Below are 19,905 nucleotides of genomic sequence, written 5' to 3' on the forward strand. Positions count from 1 at the left end.
TCCTACCATCGTAGGCTATGCGCCGCCGCGCAAGCTTTAGCGATAGGCTTGGCCCGAACCTCATTCTTCCACAGCGTGAAAGGGCAACTGTGACCTCTCGAAGCGTGTTGATTACCGGCGGCAACCGTGGCATTGGCTACGCGCTCGCCGAACACTTCCTTTCCCTCGGCGACAAGGTGGCCGTCACCTCGCGGTCGGGGGAGGGCGGCCCTGAGGGTGCGCTCACCGTTAAAGCGGACGTCACCGACTCGTCATCGCTCGATTCGGCCTTTGCTGAGGTCGAAGAAGCACACGGGAGCGTCGAGGTCCTCATTGCCAACGCGGGTATCACTGACGACCAGCTCATGCTGCGCATGAGCGACGACTCGTTCGACAACGTCGTCAATACAAACCTGAACGGTACGTTCCGCACCGTAAAGCGGGCCATCAGGGCCATGATGCGCAAGAGGAAGGGCCGCATCATTCTCCTGTCGTCAGTGGTGAGCCTCCTCGGCTCGCCCGGTCAGGTGAACTACGCCTCGTCGAAGGCTGGCCTCATCGGTATGGCACGCTCACTCACGCGCGAACTTGGCTCGCGCGGCATCACGACCAACGTCATTGCCCCCGGCTACATCGAGACGGAAATGACGCGCGGGCTCGACGAGGCTCGCAAGGAGCAGTACCTCTCGCAGATTCCCGTCGGTCGCTTCGCAGCACCCTCTGAGGTCGCAAAAGTTGCGGCGTTCCTCGCGAGCGACGATGCGTCATACATTTCGGGCGCCGTCATTCCTGTCGACGGCGGCCTCGGCATGGGACACTAAAACTGCGCACTTCCACAACGAGAATTAACGTCGAGCGCGCCTTGGGCGCAGAACGGGTGAAATCGCGTGAGTGATGAACCTCCTAGTCGCATCCTTCTTTTGATGCGGCATGGAAAAGCAGAATCGGATGCCGCAAGCGATATGGAACGCGTGCTCACTGATCGAGGGCATTCGCAGGCCAGGCTCATCGGTGACTACCTTTGCGCGCAGGGGGTACGGCCGAGCTGTGTGCTCGTCTCCTCTGCGGCGCGTACGCAAGAAACGTGGAGCGATGTCCACGCGTCACTCGGGAGCCCTGAATGCAGCGTGAGTGTGCTCGACGAGCTGTACCACGGAGGTGTTCGGGATGTGCTCTCACTCATCCGGGACGTCGACGATTCTTGCCGGGTTCTCCTCGTCGTTGGGCACGAGCCCACCATGAGCCAACTCGCTGCTTACCTCGGCAATGACGATGACTCTGACCCCGCCTCCCTCGCCCAGGTGCGCATCGGTGTGCCGACCGGCTCCATGAGCGTCCTTACCTCGAGTGCCGATTCGTGGAAAGACGTCGCAGAGGAGGAGCTCAATCTACTCACCCTCGTGCGGGGCTAACGCGGCTCACGCAAAAAAGGGAGGGGCCCGGACGGGCGCCCTCCCTTTTTCTTTCAGGTCAGTGCTGCGGCTCGATGATTGTGCCCTTGCCAATCACCGTGATTCCCGAATCCGTGACGGTCCATCCGCGAGCGAGGTCTTCCTCGCGGTTGAGGCCGATCTGGGTTCGCGGAGGGATCACGATGTCTTTGTCGATGATCGCGCGGTGGATTTGCGAGTGACGGCCAACCGTCACATTGTCCATAATCACTGAATCGGAAATAGAGGACCACGAGTGGAGCTGGGCCCCCGGGCCAATGACGGAGTTGGAGATTTGCGCGCCCGACACCACGACGCCTGCCGAAACGATCGAATCGACCGCGGTACCGACACGACCCGGGCCGGCGTGGACGAATTTCGCGGGTGCAAGGGCCGATCGCGATTCCGTAAACACCGGCCATGCGGTGTTGTACAGATTGAAGATCGGGTGGATCGAGATGAGATCCATGTGTGCTTCGTAGAAGGCATCGAGCGTTCCGACGTCTCGCCAATAGTCGCGGTCGCGGTCCGTAGAACCAGGCACGTCGTTACGAATGAAGTCGTAGACGCCCGCGTCGTTGAGGTTCACGAAGTGGGGGACGATGTCGCCACCCATGTCGTGGTTTGACTCGCCGTTGTCTGCGTCCCTCGTGACGGCCTCAACGAGGGCGTCGGCGGTAAACACGTAGTTTCCCATCGAGGCAAGCACCGAGTTCGGGTCGTCCGGCAGGCCCTGGGTCTCCTTGGGTTTCTCGACGAACTGCGCAATGCGAGTGGGATCTTCGGGATCGACTTCGATCACGCCGAACTGATCGGACTGCTCGATGGGCTGCCTGATCGCTGCCACCGTGCACGAGCGACCCGATTCGATGTGGGCCTCAACCATCTGCGAGAAATCCATCCGGTAGACGTGGTCTGCACCCACCACCACGATGTAGTCGGGTTTGGAATCACCAATGATGTTGAGGTTCTGATAAATCGCATCGGCGCTCCCGAGGTACCAGTGCTTACCCATGCGTTGCTGAGCAGGGACGGGGGCGACGTAATTGCCGAGAAGTGAGCTCATGCGCCATGTCTTTGCGATGTGCGTGTCGAGCGAATGCGACTTGTATTGAGTAAGGACGACAACCTGGAGATAACCGGAGTTCACGATGTTGGAAAGCGCGAAGTCGATCAGCCTGTAGGAGCCTCCAAAAGGCACGGCGGGCTTTGCGCGATCGAGTGTGAGCGGCATGAGGCGCTTGCCTTCACCGCCGGCGAGAACAATTGCGAGGACCTTCGTTGCGACCATGCTTCAATCGTACTGCACAGTTAGGTGCATCACGTCCTCGTTTACCGCGTGCTCACCTCGGTGCCGCTCAGCTTTCGTTTCGCGGGAACGTACCGGCCATGCGAGCTTTCGTACGTGTGACTATCATGACAATGCGGAGGGCGAACCGCCAGAAGGTGCAGCGCCCAGCCCGTTTCGCCCTTGACGTCTCACCTAGGTAGGCAGTTCCGTAATGCGCGTTGACATCCTGACGAAGGAATACCCACCCGCGATCTATGGAGGCGCTGGCGTTCACGTCGATGAGCTCAGCAAGGTTCTTCGAAGCCGCATCGACGTACGCGTACGCTGTTTCGGCGAAGAACGCAGCGAAGCCGGCGTCCAGGCCTATTCCGTCCCCGAAACCCTCGCCAGCGCTAACTCCGCCCTCCAGACCTTCGGTGTCGACCTCGCCATGGCGCAAGACTGCGCTGGTGCGGACCTCATACACTCCCATACCTGGTACGCAAACTTTGCCGGGTTCACCGCACAGCAACTCCACGCGATTCCCCACGTGCTATCTGCTCACTCCCTCGAACCACTGCGCCCCTGGAAAGCCGAGCAGCTGCAAGGCGGGTACAGACTTAGCTCTTTTGCGGAAAAAACCGCTTACGAGAACGCCGACGGCATCATCGCCGTCTCGGGGGGAATGCGCGAGGACATCCTCCGCTCATACCCGAAAGTAGATCCCGCGCGCGTCCACGTCGTGCATAACGGCATCGATGTCACCGCGTGGAAGCCGAATCCTGCGACCGATGTTCACGAGCGATACGGCATCGATCCTTATGCCCCCACCGTCATCTTCGTTGGACGAATCACGCGCCAAAAGGGGCTGCCGTTCCTGCTGCGCGCCCTCGCCACCCTCGATCACGGCGTCCAGGTCATTCTGTGTGCCGGCGCTCCAGATACTCCGGAAATCGCCGCCGAAGTCGAGCAGCTCGTCGCCACGCTCAAATCTGAACGAGAGGGCGTTTTCCTTATTTCGGAGATGCTCCCGCGTCATGAACTCACGCAGCTACTCTCGCACGCCACCACATTCGTGTGCCCGTCTGTGTACGAGCCGCTCGGCATCGTTAATCTCGAAGCAATGGCCTGCGGTATCCCCGTTGTTGGCACCGCCACCGGGGGTATCCCGGAAGTGATTGTCGATGGCGAAACCGGCATTCTCGTGCCGATCGACCAGGTGAATGACGGCACCGGCGCGCCCGTGAATCCGGATAAGTTCGTCGGGGACCTTTCCGACGCCCTCAATGAGATCCTCTCAAACCCGGAGCGCGCCCGCGCGTGGGGCGCTGCCGCACAAAAGCGCGCACGCGATCACTTCTCGTGGGAATCCATCGCCGATCGCACCGTTGAGGTTTACAACGCCGTACTTGGCGCAGATGCGTAGCTGAGCGTGAGGGCAAGCACCTCGCGCCCCTCCCGTCCAAGAATCCGCAGCTCCTCTAAAGCCTTCTGCGCACCCGCATCTGACGAGGTCGTTGCCTGCGCGATCGCGGCCTCTGCAAGCGATACCAATCGCCCGGCGAGCCTCGCGGCGTGCACATGCGTATCGGGCATGCCCCGTGGAGGTTCGACCAGAACAAACCCCTGAGGGAGCGCCTCCGGCCTCACGGGCTCCTCGGGAATGAGGTCGTATTCGACAAGCCGCTCATGGGTCTGTGAAAGGGCTCTATATAGGCGCTCACGCGCGCTGGCTGCATCCGATGCCGCAACGGGAATCGGTGTCGGCGCCACGTCGAGCCTTCCGATGTCGAGCGTGCGCGCCTCAGCATGCCGGGCAGGGGCGACGGTCAGCAGATGCTGTGCGATAGCGCCGTCTCCAACCGTGAGGGCCTGCCCGCCCGCGAGCGCCGCCATCACACCTCGCGGGCCGCCGGCGATACCGGCGATCCTTCCGGGCTCGGGCAAGACGACCGTGAGCGTGGGCATGGCGAGGGCACGCACGTCGAGAATCCACGCGAGCGTGTCGAAGTGCGCGCCGCCGAAGGTACCAAAGCCCGCATCAAGGAGATCAGCGGCCTCCTCGATCGGCATGTCCCGGCGCAGTGCGGCTCCCGCAAACAACGACAGCGCACCGAGGTAGGGCGCCGGAATGAGGCTCTGCAGAGACGTAGGCGCTTTCGATGTCGAGGCAATGATTCTCATGCGGGCGTCGGACCCTGCGCACCGTCCGTACCACGCGCGCGACCTGCGCTCACGACCGAGAACTCCGCCCAGTTCCGAGACTCTTCCACCCGTTCAAGGCGCGCTTTCACGCGCGTGCCTATCGGAAGGTTCTCCCCGTCAATCCACCGCGCCACCGGGGGATTGCTGAACTGAACTTCGATTCGATCGGGGCGAGCATTCGAGGGGTTCGATCCGCCATCGGTCGCGGGCCTGAAGTCGAGCACCGTCCCCTCGAATTCACTTCCCACAAGCGTCGAGAGAACACCGATTTCGGCGATTTCGCGCGCCTTCTTCTCCACTGCCGAGTGGCGTTGCTGGGCGCTGTGCATGAGCGAGGGAAGCTCCGGCAACGCCGCACGAACGCGATCATCGAGCGGTGCTCCCGTCTTGAGGCTGTGGCAGACATGGAGAACGAAACGGTCGACGAGACGGCGCAGGGGCGCGGTGGTGTGCGCATACGGGGCCGCTATCGCCGATTGTTCGAGAACCTCCGGAAGTGTGCCGTCGAATGCCTCGTATCCCGCCCCTCGAAAGAGTGATGTCGCCTGGTCAAGGAGGGCAAGGTGGCGCCCCTTGCGCCAGTCGAGCGTGCGAAGGAATTCACCATAGGGGAGATCCTGTGGCCACGGCTCTTTCAGGGCTGCAGCTTGCGCGCGGAAGCGCTCGATCGCCTCGGGAGCTGCCGGAGGCATCGTGCGAAGAATACCGAGCTTGCCCTCGATCATGATCTGTGCGGCGGCCATCCCCGTCATGAGGGAGATTTGCGCGTTGTGCTCTTCGATTGGCTCGGGCAGGCGCCACTGAAGGTGCACGGAATCGTCATCGGTCACGACTTCCTGTTCGGGCGAGTTAAGCGAGGCTCCTCCGCGTTCAATTTCGAGCGCCGCCCGTTTTTCTCCCACCTCGACGAGCAGCTGCATCACACTGCCCGCTTCTCCGTGTTCGAGTGCGCGCTGAACCGCGGTGTAGGCGAGCTTTTCACGATTGCGCACGATGGCGCGCGTAAGGTTCACGTGCGTGACGCTTGCGCGCTCGTCGAGGGAGAAGTCCCACACGAAGGCCGGAGTGTCTTTGCCCGGTAGGAGTGAGGCTTCGTCTTCGCAGAGCACGACGGGGTGCAGCGGGATGCGCCGATCGGGTAGGTAGAGCGTGAGGCCACGCTCACGAGTCTCGGCATCGAGAGGTCCGTGAGGCTCGACGAAGAGGGGGACATCGGCAATCGCGTAGCGCACTCGGTAGCCCGTGCCGTCCCGCTCAATGTGGAGGGCCTGATCGAGATCCGTTGAGCTTTCGGGATCAAGGGTCACGAACTCGATTGCGGTGAGGTCCTCATGCTGTGCCGCATGCTCTCTCCAGGTGCGAGCTGCACTCTCGGCCTCGGCGAGGGCGGCCTCGGGGTACGTGGTATCGATGCCAGACTTTTCGAGTGCCTCATCGATTCGTGCCGCGACTGTGGTGAGCGGCGCTTTCTTGCGGTCGCCGGGCATTGAGAGGCGTTGAACGGGCACAGTTCACTCCTTGGAATAACGGTCCGTTTTAGTGTAGTGAGCATCGCCTGCCGTAGGCTGGAGGCATGGTTGCTGTGTGCTCATTGAGCGATGTTGTAGTGCGCCGTGGCGCAAAGACTCTTCTGGATCACGTTGACTTCCGTGCCGGTGAAGGCGAGCGGTGGGTCGTGCTTGGCCCGAATGGTGCGGGCAAGTCCACCCTCATTCGCCTGCTCGCGTCGCGACTGCACCCCACAAGCGGGAGCGTGCAGATTCTCGAGGAAAAGCTCGGGCGGGTCGATGTGTTCGAGCTTCGCCCCCTGATTGGCCTCTCCAGCCAGGAGCTCGCCGAGACGATTCCCGCACAGGAGACGTGCCTCAATGTTGTCATGACGGCCGGCTACGCAGTCGTGGGCCGCTGGCGCGAAACGTACGAGAGCGAGGATGAGCAGCGTGCCCGCATGCTTCTTGGCGCGTTTGGAGTGGCTCCGCTCGCTGAGCGCACGTTTGGCTCTCTCTCCACCGGGGAGAAGAAGCGCGTGCTTTCCGCCCGTGCACTCATGACCGATCCCGAGCTGCTTCTCCTCGACGAGCCCGCTTCGGGCCTCGATGTGGGAGGCCGAGAGGAACTCGTGCGCTCACTCGGGGCTCTCGCAAAGGATCCCGCAACCCCCGTCACGATCATGGTGACGCACCACCTTGAAGAGATCCCCACGGGGTTCACCCATGCACTTTTGCTGCGCGAGGGGCGGGTTGTCGCCTCGGGGCCAATCGCCGAGACCCTTACTTCGCAGAACCTCACGCGCACTTTCGGCCTCCCGCTCGCTCTTGAAGAGCGCGATGGTCGTTATTTCGCGACGGCAGTTCCGCTTGCGCAATGAGCCTCGTCTCGATGAGCGCGCACGCGGATCATCCGCTGCTCGCCGATTACGTGTCGATGACCGACGTCAAACTGCGCTCGTGCCTCGAGGTTGAGCGCGGCTTGTTCATGGCTGAAAGCTACAACGTGATCGAACGGGCCCTCGAGGCAGGCGCCATGCCACGATCGTTCATGATGAGCGAGAAGTGGCTCGAAAAATTCTCACCCCTTTTTTCGCGCTTCCCCGATACTCCCGTTTTTGTGGGCAGCGAAGCTGAGCTCGAGGAAACGACGGGCTTTCACGTGCATCGCGGCGCTCTCGCTTCGATGCAGCGACCGAAGGAGCGCTCCGTCGAATCCGTTATTGAGGGGGCGCGCACCGTGGCCGTGCTCGAGAACATCGTGGACCACACGAACGTCGGTGCGATGTTCCGCAGTGCGGCCGCCCTCGGCGTGGATGCGGTTCTCGTCACGCCTTCCGCAGCGGACCCGCTGTACAGGCGCGCGATTCGAGTCTCGATGGGCACGGTCTTTCAGGTGCCGTGGGCGCGCTTTGAGTCATGGCCTCGCGGGGGAGTGGATCTCCTGCGTGCGCGCGGTTTCGATACGCTCGCACTTGCACTCACGGAGAATTCTCGCCCGCTGCACGAGGTTGATCTTTCGGCTTCACGCAAGGTGGCCTTCGTTCTTGGCACCGAGGGGCATGGGCTCACCGAGCAGACTCTTCGCGCCGTAGATGAGAGCGTGATTATCCCCATGAGCGGTGGCGTCGATTCACTCAATGTCGCCGCGGCGAGCGCAGTCGTGTTCTGGCAGCGCGAGGTATCTATGCGCGCGTGAGGTGCGTGCGAGTTTAAATGTCTCACCCCTCCCCACAATGGGAACGTGCGTTCGATACTGGCGCAAAGGCCCCCGGATCACTCTTGATCCCACACCCTTTTCGCCCTAGTATTCGAACACGTGTTCTATTTCGTGTGAGTGGGGAGGGCAATGTCCGCACATGCTTCTGTAGCGCCGCGTATCGCGGCGGATCCGCAGCGTCTTGCGCTCGCACAGTCGGTCCTCGGGAAGGCAGAGGCGAAAACTCAGCGCGAGCGCGGCCCAGTGCGTGGGGAGGAACTCGAGCGCAGCGGGCGCTCGTTCCCCATTCCCCGGGCTCTCGAGGAACTCATTTCGCGAGGTGAGGTGCGGGCGGGTAGCAGTATCGAGGTGACGGGGCCGTGCGGAACGTCGCTCGCCCTTGCACTCGCGGCGGTCGCCATGGGGGAGGAGTCCTGGTGTGCCCTCGTGGGTATGCCCCACGTGGGGATCGCCGCGTGCGCCGATATCGGCGTAGATCCGCGGCGCACTGCCCTTATCCCCGATCCAGGGGCACAACTTTCTTCCGTGCTCTCCGCGCTCATCGATGGCATCGAGGTGATTGTTCTCGGTGCTGATCTCGCTCTCACACCCGCGCAGTGGCGCACGGCAAAAAATCGCGCGCGCACACAGGGGTCCCTACTCATTCGTCTGGGGGAAGCACGCTGCGACCTCGCCGTGCAGTCCTCCTCGCCACGCTGGGTGGGGCTTGCGCGCGGCTCGGGCAGGCTCAGGTTTCGCAGCGCTCGTGTCGCGGCATGTGGCAAGGGTGCTGCGGGTTCCGGTTCAGCAATGGAGATTCGTATTCCGACGCCTGCCGGGGCACTCGCGAGCGCACCGCGCACGGCGGTGCCCACCCCACGCAGGGGCAAAGCACCCGCTCGGGCGCGCGCGACGCTCACACTCGTGCAATCGGGGAATCGATGATGACGCAGTCCACGCGCACCGCATGCGTGTACATCGATAATTGGCCCGTCCTTGCCGCGATTGAGAGGTACGAGCGCGCCGGTGAGAAAGTGCCGAACGAGATCGCGATTATGGAACATCACCGTGTTGTCGCTGCCAGCCCCTCGGCCATGCACGCCGGTGTCGCACTTGGCATGAAGAAGCGTTCTGCCGAGGCCTTGTGCCCGCACATCGCGATTGTGGAGCGCGATCTCGATGTCGAGTGGCGCGTTTTTGAAAGCGTGTGCTCCGCCGTAGATACGGTTGCCTCGGGAATCGAACCTCTTGGGCCGGGAACGCTCTTGCTTCATGCGCGAGGTCCATCTCGACACGCCGGGGGAGAACACGCTCTCGTCCGTGCTCTCCTCGATGCCGTCGCCGACCATACGGGCTGGGAGAGCTCCGTGGGAATCGCCGACGGCCCACTCGCCGCTATTCTTGCGTCTCGCTCCGGGCGCATCATACTTCCGGGAGAATCGGCGCGTTTCCTCGTCCCCTTCCCCATAGAAGCGCTCGAGCACGCCCCCGTGGGGGCGGGGAAACGCTTTTGCACACCCGGGGTTTTCGAGGGGCCCGCGCACGTAGCCGAGTTCATCAGCGTGCTTCGCCGCCTCGGCATCACCTCTCTCGGCGCGCTGAGCGAGCTTCCGCGCTCCTCGGTGAATGAGCGTTTTGGGCCGCTCGGTGCGCTCCTGCATACCCTCGCGTGCGGAGGCGAACCAGGCGAAGGGGAGCGCGTGCGGCCCGCTCAGCCAATCCTCGTCGAGCGTCACCTCGATCCGCCGCTCGAGCGCGTCGATCAGGCTGCGTTTATCGCGCGCCCCCTTGCCGAGGAGCTCGCCGAAAAGCTGCGAAAACACGGCCTTATGTGCACGCGGCTTCGCATTATCGCGCGCGGTGAGAACGGGAGCGAGGTTGAGCGCACGTGGCGCCATGAGGGCGCCTTGAGCATCGATGACGTCGTGGATCGCGTGCGTTGGCAGTGTGACGGGTGGATACTCGCTGCCGAACGGGGCGCCTCACGCCCGGGCGGTCATCGCGAGGGCCAAACAGCAGCCGCGCCCATCGTTCACGTGCAACTCATTCCCGTGCACACCGAAAGCGCGGGGGAGTACGCACAGCGGTTGTGGGGGCATGCAAGCACGGCCGAAAAGCGCGCCGCGCGGGCCCTCACGCGTGTGCAATCGCTAGCGGGAGAGGAGTCCGTTCTTGTCCCTGCAGAAAAAGCGGGCCGTTTTTTGAGCGAGGCGATCACGGTGCGGCCCTTTCGCGCGGCACGCGTGCGCGAGCACCGCGAGGGGCCGTGGGTGGGATCTCTTCCGCGTCCCCTGCCTGCCACGGTTTTTACTGAGCGGATCAGCGCGAGCCTCGTATGCGAGGGGCAAGCGGTCTACGTGAGTGCGCGGGGACTGCTCACCGGCACCCCTGCACACCTCGTTCTCACGCATGCGGAAAATGGCGTGAGCGCCGAGGGCGCGGCACACGCGAACGTCTGCGCGCACGATGCAGCAGGATCCAGGAGCGCAGCCGTAGCCGCGAAAGGCGACGTTGGACGTAGCCGGAAAGGGGAGGAGCCTGCGCCGCTTCCCGCCGCGCTTCGCCACCTCGGCTACGAGAGGCTGCTCCCCATCGCGCACTACGGCCCTCCCATCCTCCTTGATCAGCGGTGGTGGTCCGAAGGCGCGGGAAGCCGTAGGAGCGCGCGGCTTCAGATCGTGCTCGAGGGAGGGGAGGCACTTGCCCTACTCTCACGCGAGCGCGCGTGGGAGGTGGAGGCGCTCTATGACTAGGGCTGTTTTGATGACTGCGGGTGTCGTGACGGGCGACTGTTTTGCGTGGGTCCTATGTGACGCACGTGAACGTGGTGGATTGTGCGTCTTGCCGGGTGAACATGAGTGCAGGGACAGGCATGAGTAAGTGGTTTCTTGGCCCGCCATCGTGGCGCGATCTCGAGGCGGTGTTGAGCGATCGGCCGGTTCCCGTGCGTCCCACGGTGACGCTTGTGAACGCGGGCACTCCACACGAAAGGGAACACCCGCGAGGGCGAAGCTCACGCCTGCATGCCCCAGCCCTCAATGCCGAGCTCGACATCCCCTTTGCCGAGCTTCACGCGCATTCGCACTTCAGTTTTCTCGACGGAGCCTCGAGCCCGGAGGACATGGTTGCCGAAGCTTCACGGCTCGGTCTGCGCGGCCTCGCACTCATCGACCACGATGGATTTTACGGAGCCATCCGCTTCATGAAGGCGGCGTCGGAAGCCGGCCTGCCCACGATCTACGGCGCTGAACTGACGCTTCCCACAGGGGTTACAGCCGGACTCCCGGGGCCGTCCGCATGCCCCTCTCCGCTTCGTGCGGCTGCGGCAAGCGCGCCACGCACGGGCAGCGCTGATCCCGAGGGCGAACACCTCGTGCTTCTCGCGCGTGGGGTGGCGGGGTACCGAAGGCTTTCGTCCCTCATAGCGCGTGCGCACCTTGCCGGCCCCGGCAAGGGCACGCCGCTCTACAGTGCTGCAGGCGTGGTCGAGGCGCTCACAAGCGGCGACATCGTCGTTCTCACGGGGTGCCGAAAATCCCCATTCACGCAAGAGCTCCTTGCTCTCCTCCCGCAAGGCGACCTAGAGCAATCGGCGTATGCGGCCGCGCGCGGAATCGAGGCCGCACTTCGCGCAACCGGCACGCTTGAAACCCCGGGTGCCCCCGCCCGCGATGGCGACGTCCCGCGCGTGATCGTGGAACTTCCCCTCACGGGCGATTCCCTCGAATCCGAACTTCACGACGCGCTCGTGCAAGGTGCACGCATCGTGCGAGAAGAACACGGTTTAAGCGAAGCCGAGTTGCCCGTCGCTCTCACCTCCAACGCACACTACGCACGCCCAGAACACAAGCACCTCGCGGATGTCCACGCCGCACTTCGCGCACGGCGCAGCCTCGCTGACGCGGACCCTTTTCTCCCATCGCGTCTGGCCCATCTCAGAAGCGGAGCGGAGCTTGCACAACTCGTGCCGCGCTACCCGCGCGCGATCACGACCGCCGCGCATCTCTCCTCGAGCCTCGCGTTCGATCTCTCCCTCGTCGCTCCACACCTTCCTCCTGCGCCCACCCCCGAGGGCCACAGCGAAGAAAGCTGGCTTCGGGCTCTCACCGAGCGCCTTGGCGAGGCTCACTACGGACCGAGGGCGAACCCACGCCTCGAGGGAGCGTGGGAACAGATCGATCATGAGCTTCGCATCATCACCGAGCTCGGTTTTCCCGGCTATTTTCTTATCGTCTACGACATCGTCGAGTTTTGCCGCGCACACGGGATTCTGTGCCAGGGGAGAGGCTCGGCCGCGAATTCCGCCGTGTGCTACTGCCTCGGTATCACGTCGGTCGATCCGGTCTTTCACGGACTACTGTTCGAGCGTTTTCTCGCTCCCGAGCGCGATGGCCCACCGGATATCGACGTCGATATCGCCGCGGACCGGCGCGAGGAGGTCATCCAATACGTCTTCACACGCTACGGGCGCGAGAACGCCGCGCAGGTCGCGAACGTCATCTCGTATAAGGCGAGGCTCGCGGTCCGCGATGCGGCACGAGCACTCGGCTATAGCGTGGGGCAGCAGGATGCCTATGCAAAGATGATCGAACGATCCTTTTCGTCTTTACGCGAGGCGAATATCCCCGAGGACGTGAAGACCCTTGCCGCCCAGCTTCGCGATGCTCCGCGACACCTCGGGATCCACTCGGGCGGGATGGTGCTGTGCGACCGGCCCGTCATTGATGTCGTGCCGATCGAACACGCGCGCATGCAAGGCCGAACGGTCGTGCAGTGGGACAAAGACGATTGCGCGGATGCGGGACTCGTGAAATTCGATCTCCTTGGTCTCGGTATGCTCACGGCCATTGACCACGCTTTCTCGATCATCGAACGAGTCCACCAAGAGTCGTTGACCCTCGCGAGCATCCCGCAAGAGGACCCGGCGCTGTACGACATGCTGTGCAGGGGCGATGCCGTGGGGGTGTTCCAAGTGGAGTCGCGCGCACAAATCGCGACTCTGCCTCGCCTCAAGCCGCGTGAGTTTTATGACCTCGTCGTCGAGGTCGCCCTCATTCGCCCTGGGCCCATCCAGGGTGGAAGCGTGCACCCGTACTTGCGCAGGCGTTCCGGCGCCGAGGACGTCACCTATCTTCACCCTCTTCTCGAGAAATCCCTCGGCCGCACTCTCGGGGTGCCGCTCTTCCAGGAGCAGCTCATGCAGATGATGGTCGACCTCGCGGACTTTACGCCTTCGCAAGCCGACCAGCTACGCCGCGCGATGGGGTCGAAGCGGTCAACTCAAAAGATGGCGGCGATGCGCGAGGCAATGTTTGACGGAATGGCGAAAAACGGCCTTACCGCCGAGCAATGCGAGCTTGTTTACCGCAAAATTCTCGCATTCGCGAGCTATGGCTTTCCCGAGTCGCATGCGTACTCTTTCGCCTACCTCGTGTATGCGAGCGCTTTCCTCAAGTGCCACTTTCCTGCAGCCTTCACCGCCGCGCTCCTGCGGAGTCAGCCGATGGGGTTTTATTCACCTCAGTCACTCGTCTCGGACGCCCGCCGACACGGGGTTGAGGTGAGGGGAGTGGACATCGCCTACAGCGACGCCTGGGCAAATCTCGAGGTCGATGCCGAGCACTCAGCCGCAACTTTCGCCGAGCGCGCAGAGTCGTGCGAGGGCGGGCATCCACCGCAGGTCTGTGGCAGCGAGGCCGCGCGCGGGCCGGTGATTCGTCTTGGACTCGAGTCGGTGCGCGGGATCTCGCGCGTATTCGCCAAGGAGATATGCGAGGAGCGTGCGCGCGCTCCCTTTCGGTCAATTGCCGATCTTGCGCATCGCACGGGCGTGAACACGCATCAGCTCGAGGCGCTTGCGACGGCGGGGGCGCTTGACTCACTCGCCCCCTCAAGGCGCGCAGCTTTGTGGAGTGCGGGTGCGGCGGGAGGCGTGAAACCCGGGACGATTCCCGGCCTCGCCCTCGCGCACAACGCTCCCACGCTTCCCGGAATGAGCGATGCCGAACTCATGGCAGCAGACACGTGGGCCACGGGAGTCTCTCCCACGCGCCACCCGTTCACGCTTGCTCGCGAGGAACTCCTCGAAAGCAGCGTGCTTCGCATCGAGGACGCCAAGAAAGTCGAGCACGGCACGCGGGTATGGACGGCGGGACTCATCACGCATCGCCAGCGTCCCGCGACCGCCACGGGCATCACGTTCCTTGGCCTCGAGGATGAAACCGGGATTCTCAACGTCGTGTGCTCACACGGCTTCTGGAGGGCCAACAGGGCGCTCCTTCGCACGGCGCCCGCGGTCCGTTTGCGCGGCCTCGTGGAGCGCAATGAGGATGGCGTCGTAAGCTTCCTCGCCGATGCCATCGAACCGCAGTCGCTCAACGCGACCACGACCTCGAGGAACTTTTGCTAGCCCGCGGCGCGTGCAACCCCTATGCTCGGCGACTGGCGGGGGGCCGAAGAAGGCTTCACTCGGCGAGCTCCACGCGAAAACACGAGCGTCACTGCGAAGCTTACGGCGGCAAAGAGGGCGAGTTCCGCGAGTGTCGTTCCGGTCGAGACGATCGCACCACCGAGGGCAGCACTCACGAGGCCCTGGGAGGCAACGGTGAGCGGCATGAACGCGGTGAGAGATTGCAAGAGCGAGGGGGCGCTCTCGAGGGGAAGGATCCCCACGAGGGAAACGACCTGGAGCACGAGGACGATGATTGACACAACTCGGCCTACTCGCGCGCCAAACACGGTCAGGAGCATCTGATGCACGATCGCGAAGCACAGAGCCGCGGCAATCGTGATGGCAGCAACCGACGCGAGCGAGGCTACGGGGACACCAAAGACCACGAGCAGGCCGATCACCAAAAGCGCTTGGAGAGCGGCAAGGACGAGGGGCCACAGAAGCGAGAGTAGCGCCACCCGCCACATGGGAAGAGCCGAATTGAGGAACCGCTCGCGAAGCGCCGGCCACACAAGGAAAATCCCGAATGCTCCGAGCCACAGGCCGAGGGCCGCGACAAACGGGAACGTGGCCACCGCGCCGCCATCGGCTTCGTTTTCACGCGAGGTCGAAAGCGTCACAGCCTTCGTGCTCATCTCTGCGAGATGCGTACGTTCACTCTCGGAGTAGCTCGGCACCTGATCGGCACCGTCACGAAGTCCAGTCCAGAGTTCGCGGCTGCCGTCCGCGAGGCGGCGAGTGCCGTCGGAAAGCTGAGTTGTTCCCTCGGCAAGACCATGCGCACCTTCTGAAAGGGGGGCGGTGCCCGTGGCGAGCTTCGAGGTACCGTTCGCGAGCTCGTCGGCGCCGTCGGCAAGCTGTCCCGTGCCCGAGGAAAGCTCACTCGTGCCCTCTGCGAGCCCCTTGGCTCCCTCATCGACCTGGGCGGCGCCAGTCGAAAGCTTTGCGGCACCGTCAGCAAGTTGCGCTGCCCCGCCGCGAGAGGCATCTACGCCATCGGCGACCTGCGCCGCTCCAGGGGCGAGCTGCGCCGCGCCATCTCCGAGCTTCGCGATCCCACCGTTCAGCTGATTGATGCCGTCTACGAGCTGAGGTGCAGCGTCAGCGGAGGCCATCGCACCGTCGGCGAGCTTTTGCGCGCTTGGTGTAAGGCCCGGGTTTTCGCGTGATCCGTCGCCCTCGAAAACGGTGTCGACGGCCTTTGGAACAACGTGATCGGACAGTGCCGACCGCACTCCGTTCACGCCTTCCTCACTCATCTGAGTGAGCCCGCTACACATGTCCTCCAGCCCCGCGACACGCGGGTCCCCGCTCAAGCGTGGGTCGACGCTAAAGGCCTGTTCGAGTTCCGTACAGCTCGCGGCGAGTGTGTTCATCGATTCCGCGAAGCCCGGTTGACCGTCGCGCCCCGTGTCGAATGCTTGATCGATACCGTGCTGAAGACCCTGCGTGAGTCCCTCTTGGGCTTGGGGGAGTCCTGAAGCGTACTGATCGAGGCCTTCCGCCAGCTGCTGCGCGCCCTCGGCGAGTCCGGGATTTTCCGCGCTCCCGTCGCCGTTGACCCCCGACGCGAGCTTTTCGGCGCCCTGGCGAAGCCCGGGCTGCGCGTCAGTGCCGTTGAGTCCCTCGGAAAGCTGGGCAACACCTCCAGAAACCTTATGCGCACCGTCCGACAGCGCACCTAGACCGTTCGAAAGGTCATCCGCACCACCGGAAAGATCATCTGTTCCAGAAGCGAGTGCGCCTGTACCACCCGTGAGCTTGTGCGCTCCATCAGAGAGTTTCTTCGTTCCCTGATCGAGCCCGCGTACGCCATCGGCGAGCTCCCCGGCTCCGTCGTCGAGCGCGACCACGCCGCCGTTCAGCTCATCGACTCCTGTGGCGAGCTTACCTGCGCCTTCGTCGAGCCCTTTCGCACCGTCGGCGAGTTCGTGGGCACCGTCGGACAGTTCACCTGCGCCATCGGCGGACTTGGTGAAGCCGTCTTTGAGGCTGTTGAAGCCCACGTACATTCGGTCGAGGTACTGCTTTGTCATCGTTCCGTTGAACTCGCTCGCAACGACCTGGGTAATCGCCTGTCCCACCATCGAGTCGAGCATGCCCGAGGAGTCATTCGTGTTGACGATCACGGTGGCCTGGCGAGCATCGGCCTTCCCCATGGTTGCCACATCGTCGCTGAAGTCCTTGGGGATCACCACGACCGCGGAATAGGTGCCGTTCTCAAGCCCGGATTCAGCGTCTTTCTGGGTGGTGAGCTGCCAATCAAAGCCCGCGGAGTCGAGGTTCGCCAAGCTGCCGTCGGAATTCTCGTTCTTCATGGTACCCGGCTGCGTGAGTGCGCCCGCGAGAAGCCTTCCGAAGGGGACGGTCTGCGTTTTGCCGTCCACCTCCATTTCCGTTCCTTCATCGAGGTTCACCACGGCAGCGGGGACGTTGTCGAAGCCTTCCGCGCGGTCTTTGAGCGCCCAAATACCCACGCTCGCGACGAGGAGCGGCAAAAGCACAACGATGAGGAGGGGCTTTGGGAAGCGAGCGAGAGTTTTCATGCGTATGCCTCCGCATCTGTATTCAATGGCAGGGGGTCGGTGTGGTCGGTGACGAGGGCTGTCAGGGGCAGGACCTGTACACGCGCGGGATCCCGCAGGCGTTCGGTGAAGCTCTCGGTGAGAGCGTCTTGGCCAATCACGATTGTCGCCCCGTGCGCAGCGAGCAATTCGAGCCGTTGCGAAGTCGCGTCGTCGGCCTCGAGAAGGTCGGAAAGGGATTCGATGACGATAATCCGCGAGTCTCGTTCTCGCACGAGTGCGTGGGCACTTGCGCCTCCGCGGCCTTCGGGGTAGAGCTCAACGTGTGATTGGGCCGCTCCCGTTTCGCCGGGAACCTGACGGTCATAGACGAAGAGTGTGCCTGCTGAGGGCTCGAGGCGCGCCGAGAATAGCGCAAGCACACTTGCGCGCGCGTCCACATCTTCGCTTGCGATGAGAGTGATCGATCCCGGGGAGATTGCACCCGAGAGAGGGCCGAGCTGCCCGCGGCCGCTCATGTGCGGAATTTCAACGTCGCGAAGCCGAAGAGCACTGGTGCCCCTCGCTGCCGTCCATTCACGGTGCTCGAGGGCAACCCCGAGTCCCTCACCTTCGACGTCAAGGTGGGGGAGAAGGCGGTCGAGCACAGCGGGGAAGTGCCAAGCGCGATCGCCAAGAAGCGCGAGAACGGCCGGTACAAGTGTCATGCGCACAACGAAAGCGTCCACGAAGACACCGACAGCAAGGGAGAGGGCGATCGGTTGAATCATGTACATCGACCCGGGAATGAAACCCGCGAAGATGAAGATCATGATTGCCGCGGCCGCGATCACCACGGGCGCCGACGCCGTGAACCCTCTCATGATGGCCTGACGGGCATCACGGGTATGCATGTACTCCTCACGCATGCGTGTCACGAGAAAAACTTCGTAGTCCATCGCGAGGCCGAAGAGCACGCCGAGCGTCATGATCGGCAAAAACGCAATCACGGGGCCCGTGGCTTTCGCCTGAAGAAGGTCCGCACCCCATCCGTAGGTGAACACCATGGAGGTCACGCCGAAGGCAGCACCTGCGGAAAGAAGGAATCCGGCCGCAGCCTTGAGGGGCACCCAGATACTTCGAAACACCATCGCGAGAAGCACGAGGGAGAGCCCCACAACGAAGATCGTGAAGGGCAAGAGCGCCTTGTCGAGGCGGTCGGCAATGTCGATCGCAACGGCGGTGGAGCCCGTGACTTTGATGTCGGAGATGCCGAGGTCCTTTTCCCACTGAGGTGCATCGGCACGGAGCTCATCAACGACGCTCTTCGTGCGCTCCGAAGTGGGGCCCTCCGTCGGTCGAAGCACCACGACCCCCATGTCGGCACCCATGTTGGGCGTGGCGATCTGCACGCTATCAACGCCGTCGATCGCGAGAACATCACGTTTAAGCTCATCCATGACGCCGAGTGGGTCCTCGGTGTTGATGATGTCTGCCGTGAGCATGATCGTCGCGTTATGACCCGCGCCGAACTTCTCGGTCACAATGTCGTAAGCTTCGCGGCCGTAGGAGCCCGGGTCTTCCGTGCCCTGGTCGGGAAGCGCGAGCTCGAGATCTTTGAAGGGAAGGGCCACCGCACCGAGTCCCACGGTCACCACGAGAATCGTCACGAGAGGGAAGCGAATGGCGGCACGAACCCAACGCTCGAGTAGGGGCGTGCGGCGAGGGCGTGCGGAGGGGTCCGACGCTTGCGTGGCTGTGCGTTGACGCTGACGTTTGGGGCGAATCCGCTCACCGAAGAGCCCAAGGATGGCGGGCAGCAGTGTGAGCGCGGCGAGCACGTTGCAGGCAACCGCGACGGCAGAGACAACGCCCATGACGGTGATGAACGGGATGCCTGTGATGAAAAGGCCCACGAGGGCGATGACGACGGTGAGGCCTGCGAAGATCACGGCGCTTCCGCTTGTCGCGGTCGCGCGTGCGATGGATTCATACGGGTCGAGGCCGCTTCGCAGTTGATCGAGGTGACGCGACACGATGAACAGCGAGTAGTCGATGCCCACGGCGAGACCGAGCATGAGTGCAAGCGTCGGGGTCGCCGAGGAAATGGTGAAGATACTCGTACCCATGAACATCACGATCATCGAAACGATGATGCCCGTGATGGCAGTGACGATCGGGATGAATGCGGAGCGAACTGCACGGAACACGATGCTGAGCACGATGAGGGCCGCAATAACGCCGAGAACCTCCATGATGCTCATCCCCATTTCGGGGGTCATCGTGACCTGGCCTCCGATGTAGGCATGGAGGCCGTTGTCCGCCTCGGTCGTGGAATCGACGATGTCGGTGAGAGAGTCCAGGGTCTTTTTGGGGACGGCATCAAGGTCAGGATCGAGCTGAATGTTCGCGATGATGGCCGTTCCGTCCTCGCTCGTTTCGCCCGGCATGTCTTTGTCGAACGGATTCGTTGCGGTTTCGATGCCATCGACGGCGCGGGCGCGATCCATCGCTTGGACTATGTGGTTCTCATGAGCAGAAACGGGGGAGCCGTCTTCACTCACAAAGATGATTTGGCCACCTGTACCACCGAGCTGCGGGAAACGCGTCGCGAGAGAGTCGAGCCCCTCTTGCGCTTCGGTGCCCGGAATACTGAAGGCGTCGTCGAGCCCCTTTCCGGCCGTGATTGCGCCCGCAGCTGCGAGAACAATGATGGCCAACCAGGCACCGATGACCTTCCACGGCGAACGCGAGGCCCACAGGCCGAGGCGATAGAGAGTCGATGACACGCGGGCTCCTCCACATGGTCAAGGTCCATCAATACATTTTCGTATCGAGTTTGATATTAGAATGTCTCAGCTGGCCATCCAAAGACCCTGC

Annotated in this window: 13 protein-coding genes; 8 read left to right on the forward strand and 5 right to left on the reverse strand. The window is 63.1% G+C overall.

The annotated features are described in order from the left end of the window. Positions 1-17: 17 nt before the first annotated feature. Together fabG and DEHOM01_RS05995 are read left to right on the forward strand one after the other, a co-directional pair. Positions 18-800, forward strand: coding sequence for a 3-oxoacyl-ACP reductase FabG (gene fabG / locus DEHOM01_RS05990; protein WP_245630666.1), 783 nt, complete (start codon positions 18-20; stop codon positions 798-800). Between the two features lie 102 nt (positions 801-902). Next, positions 903-1,391 carry a SixA phosphatase family protein gene (locus DEHOM01_RS05995; RefSeq protein WP_061211945.1) on the forward strand — a complete coding sequence of 163 codons (489 nt, stop codon included), beginning with the start codon at positions 903-905 and terminating at the stop codon, positions 1,389-1,391. Between the two features lie 58 nt (positions 1,392-1,449). On the opposite strand, the gene glgC is transcribed toward DEHOM01_RS05995, so the two are convergent. After that, the gene (glgC, locus tag DEHOM01_RS06000; protein ID WP_061211946.1) at positions 1,450-2,700 is read right to left on the reverse strand and encodes a glucose-1-phosphate adenylyltransferase; all 1,251 of its coding nucleotides are present in this window, start codon (positions 2,698-2,700) and stop codon (positions 1,450-1,452) included. Positions 2,701-2,911: 211 nt separating this feature from the next. Between glgC and glgA the strand changes: the two genes are divergently transcribed. Beyond that, positions 2,912-4,105 carry a glycogen synthase gene (gene glgA / locus DEHOM01_RS06005; RefSeq protein ID WP_061211947.1) on the forward strand — a complete coding sequence of 398 codons (1,194 nt, stop codon included), beginning with the start codon at positions 2,912-2,914 and terminating at the stop codon, positions 4,103-4,105. On the opposite strand, the gene DEHOM01_RS06010 is transcribed toward glgA, so the two are convergent. Then, positions 4,075-4,863 carry a hypothetical protein gene (locus DEHOM01_RS06010; RefSeq protein WP_061211948.1) on the reverse strand — a complete coding sequence of 263 codons (789 nt, stop codon included), beginning with the start codon at positions 4,861-4,863 and terminating at the stop codon, positions 4,075-4,077. The genes glgA and DEHOM01_RS06010 overlap by 31 nt on opposite strands. After that, entirely contained in the window at positions 4,860-6,392 is a 1,533-nt protein-coding gene (locus DEHOM01_RS06015) for a ribonuclease catalytic domain-containing protein (RefSeq protein WP_156468312.1), read from the reverse strand. The genes DEHOM01_RS06010 and DEHOM01_RS06015 overlap by 4 nt, the downstream gene beginning before the upstream one ends. A 65-nt stretch (positions 6,393-6,457) precedes the next feature. Between DEHOM01_RS06015 and DEHOM01_RS06020 the strand changes: the two genes are divergently transcribed. The 5 genes from DEHOM01_RS06020 to DEHOM01_RS06040 all read left to right on the forward strand — a co-directional run bounded on the left by DEHOM01_RS06020 (position 6,458) and on the right by DEHOM01_RS06040 (position 14,479). Further along, the gene (locus DEHOM01_RS06020) at positions 6,458-7,252 is read left to right on the forward strand and encodes an ABC transporter ATP-binding protein (protein WP_061211949.1); all 795 of its coding nucleotides are present in this window, start codon (positions 6,458-6,460) and stop codon (positions 7,250-7,252) included. Continuing rightward, on the forward strand, positions 7,249-8,070 hold the full coding sequence (locus tag DEHOM01_RS06025) for a TrmH family RNA methyltransferase (RefSeq protein ID WP_245630667.1): 822 nt from the start codon (positions 7,249-7,251) through the stop codon (positions 8,068-8,070). The genes DEHOM01_RS06020 and DEHOM01_RS06025 overlap by 4 nt, the downstream gene beginning before the upstream one ends. Positions 8,071-8,220: 150 nt before the next feature. Further along, the gene (imuA', locus tag DEHOM01_RS10065; RefSeq protein WP_061211951.1) at positions 8,221-9,015 is read left to right on the forward strand and encodes a DnaE2-dependent mutagenesis accessory factor ImuA'; all 795 of its coding nucleotides are present in this window, start codon (positions 8,221-8,223) and stop codon (positions 9,013-9,015) included. After that, on the forward strand, positions 9,015-10,823 hold the full coding sequence (locus DEHOM01_RS06035) for a DNA polymerase Y family protein (RefSeq protein WP_061211952.1): 1,809 nt from the start codon (positions 9,015-9,017) through the stop codon (positions 10,821-10,823). Before imuA' ends, DEHOM01_RS06035 begins: the two co-directional genes overlap by 1 nt. A gap of 119 nt (positions 10,824-10,942) precedes the next feature. Then, a complete protein-coding gene (locus tag DEHOM01_RS06040; RefSeq protein ID WP_061211953.1) occupies positions 10,943-14,479 on the forward strand; it encodes an error-prone DNA polymerase in 3,537 nt (1,178 codons plus the stop codon). Here the strand turns inward: DEHOM01_RS06040 and DEHOM01_RS06045 are convergent. Further along, entirely contained in the window at positions 14,476-17,067 is a 2,592-nt protein-coding gene (locus tag DEHOM01_RS06045; protein ID WP_061211954.1) for a YhgE/Pip domain-containing protein, read from the reverse strand. The two genes, DEHOM01_RS06040 and DEHOM01_RS06045, sit on opposite strands and share 4 nt — an antisense overlap. Continuing rightward, complete coding sequence (locus DEHOM01_RS06050) at positions 17,064-19,814, reverse strand: MMPL family transporter (protein ID WP_061211955.1); 2,751 nt, start codon at positions 19,812-19,814, stop codon at positions 17,064-17,066. Before DEHOM01_RS06050 ends, DEHOM01_RS06045 begins: the two co-directional genes overlap by 4 nt. Between the last annotated feature and the right edge of the window lie 91 nt (positions 19,815-19,905).

Origin of the sequence: Dermabacter hominis NBRC 106157, from assembly GCF_001570785.1 — a bacterium.
Lineage (GTDB): Bacteria > Actinomycetota > Actinomycetes > Actinomycetales > Dermabacteraceae > Dermabacter > Dermabacter hominis.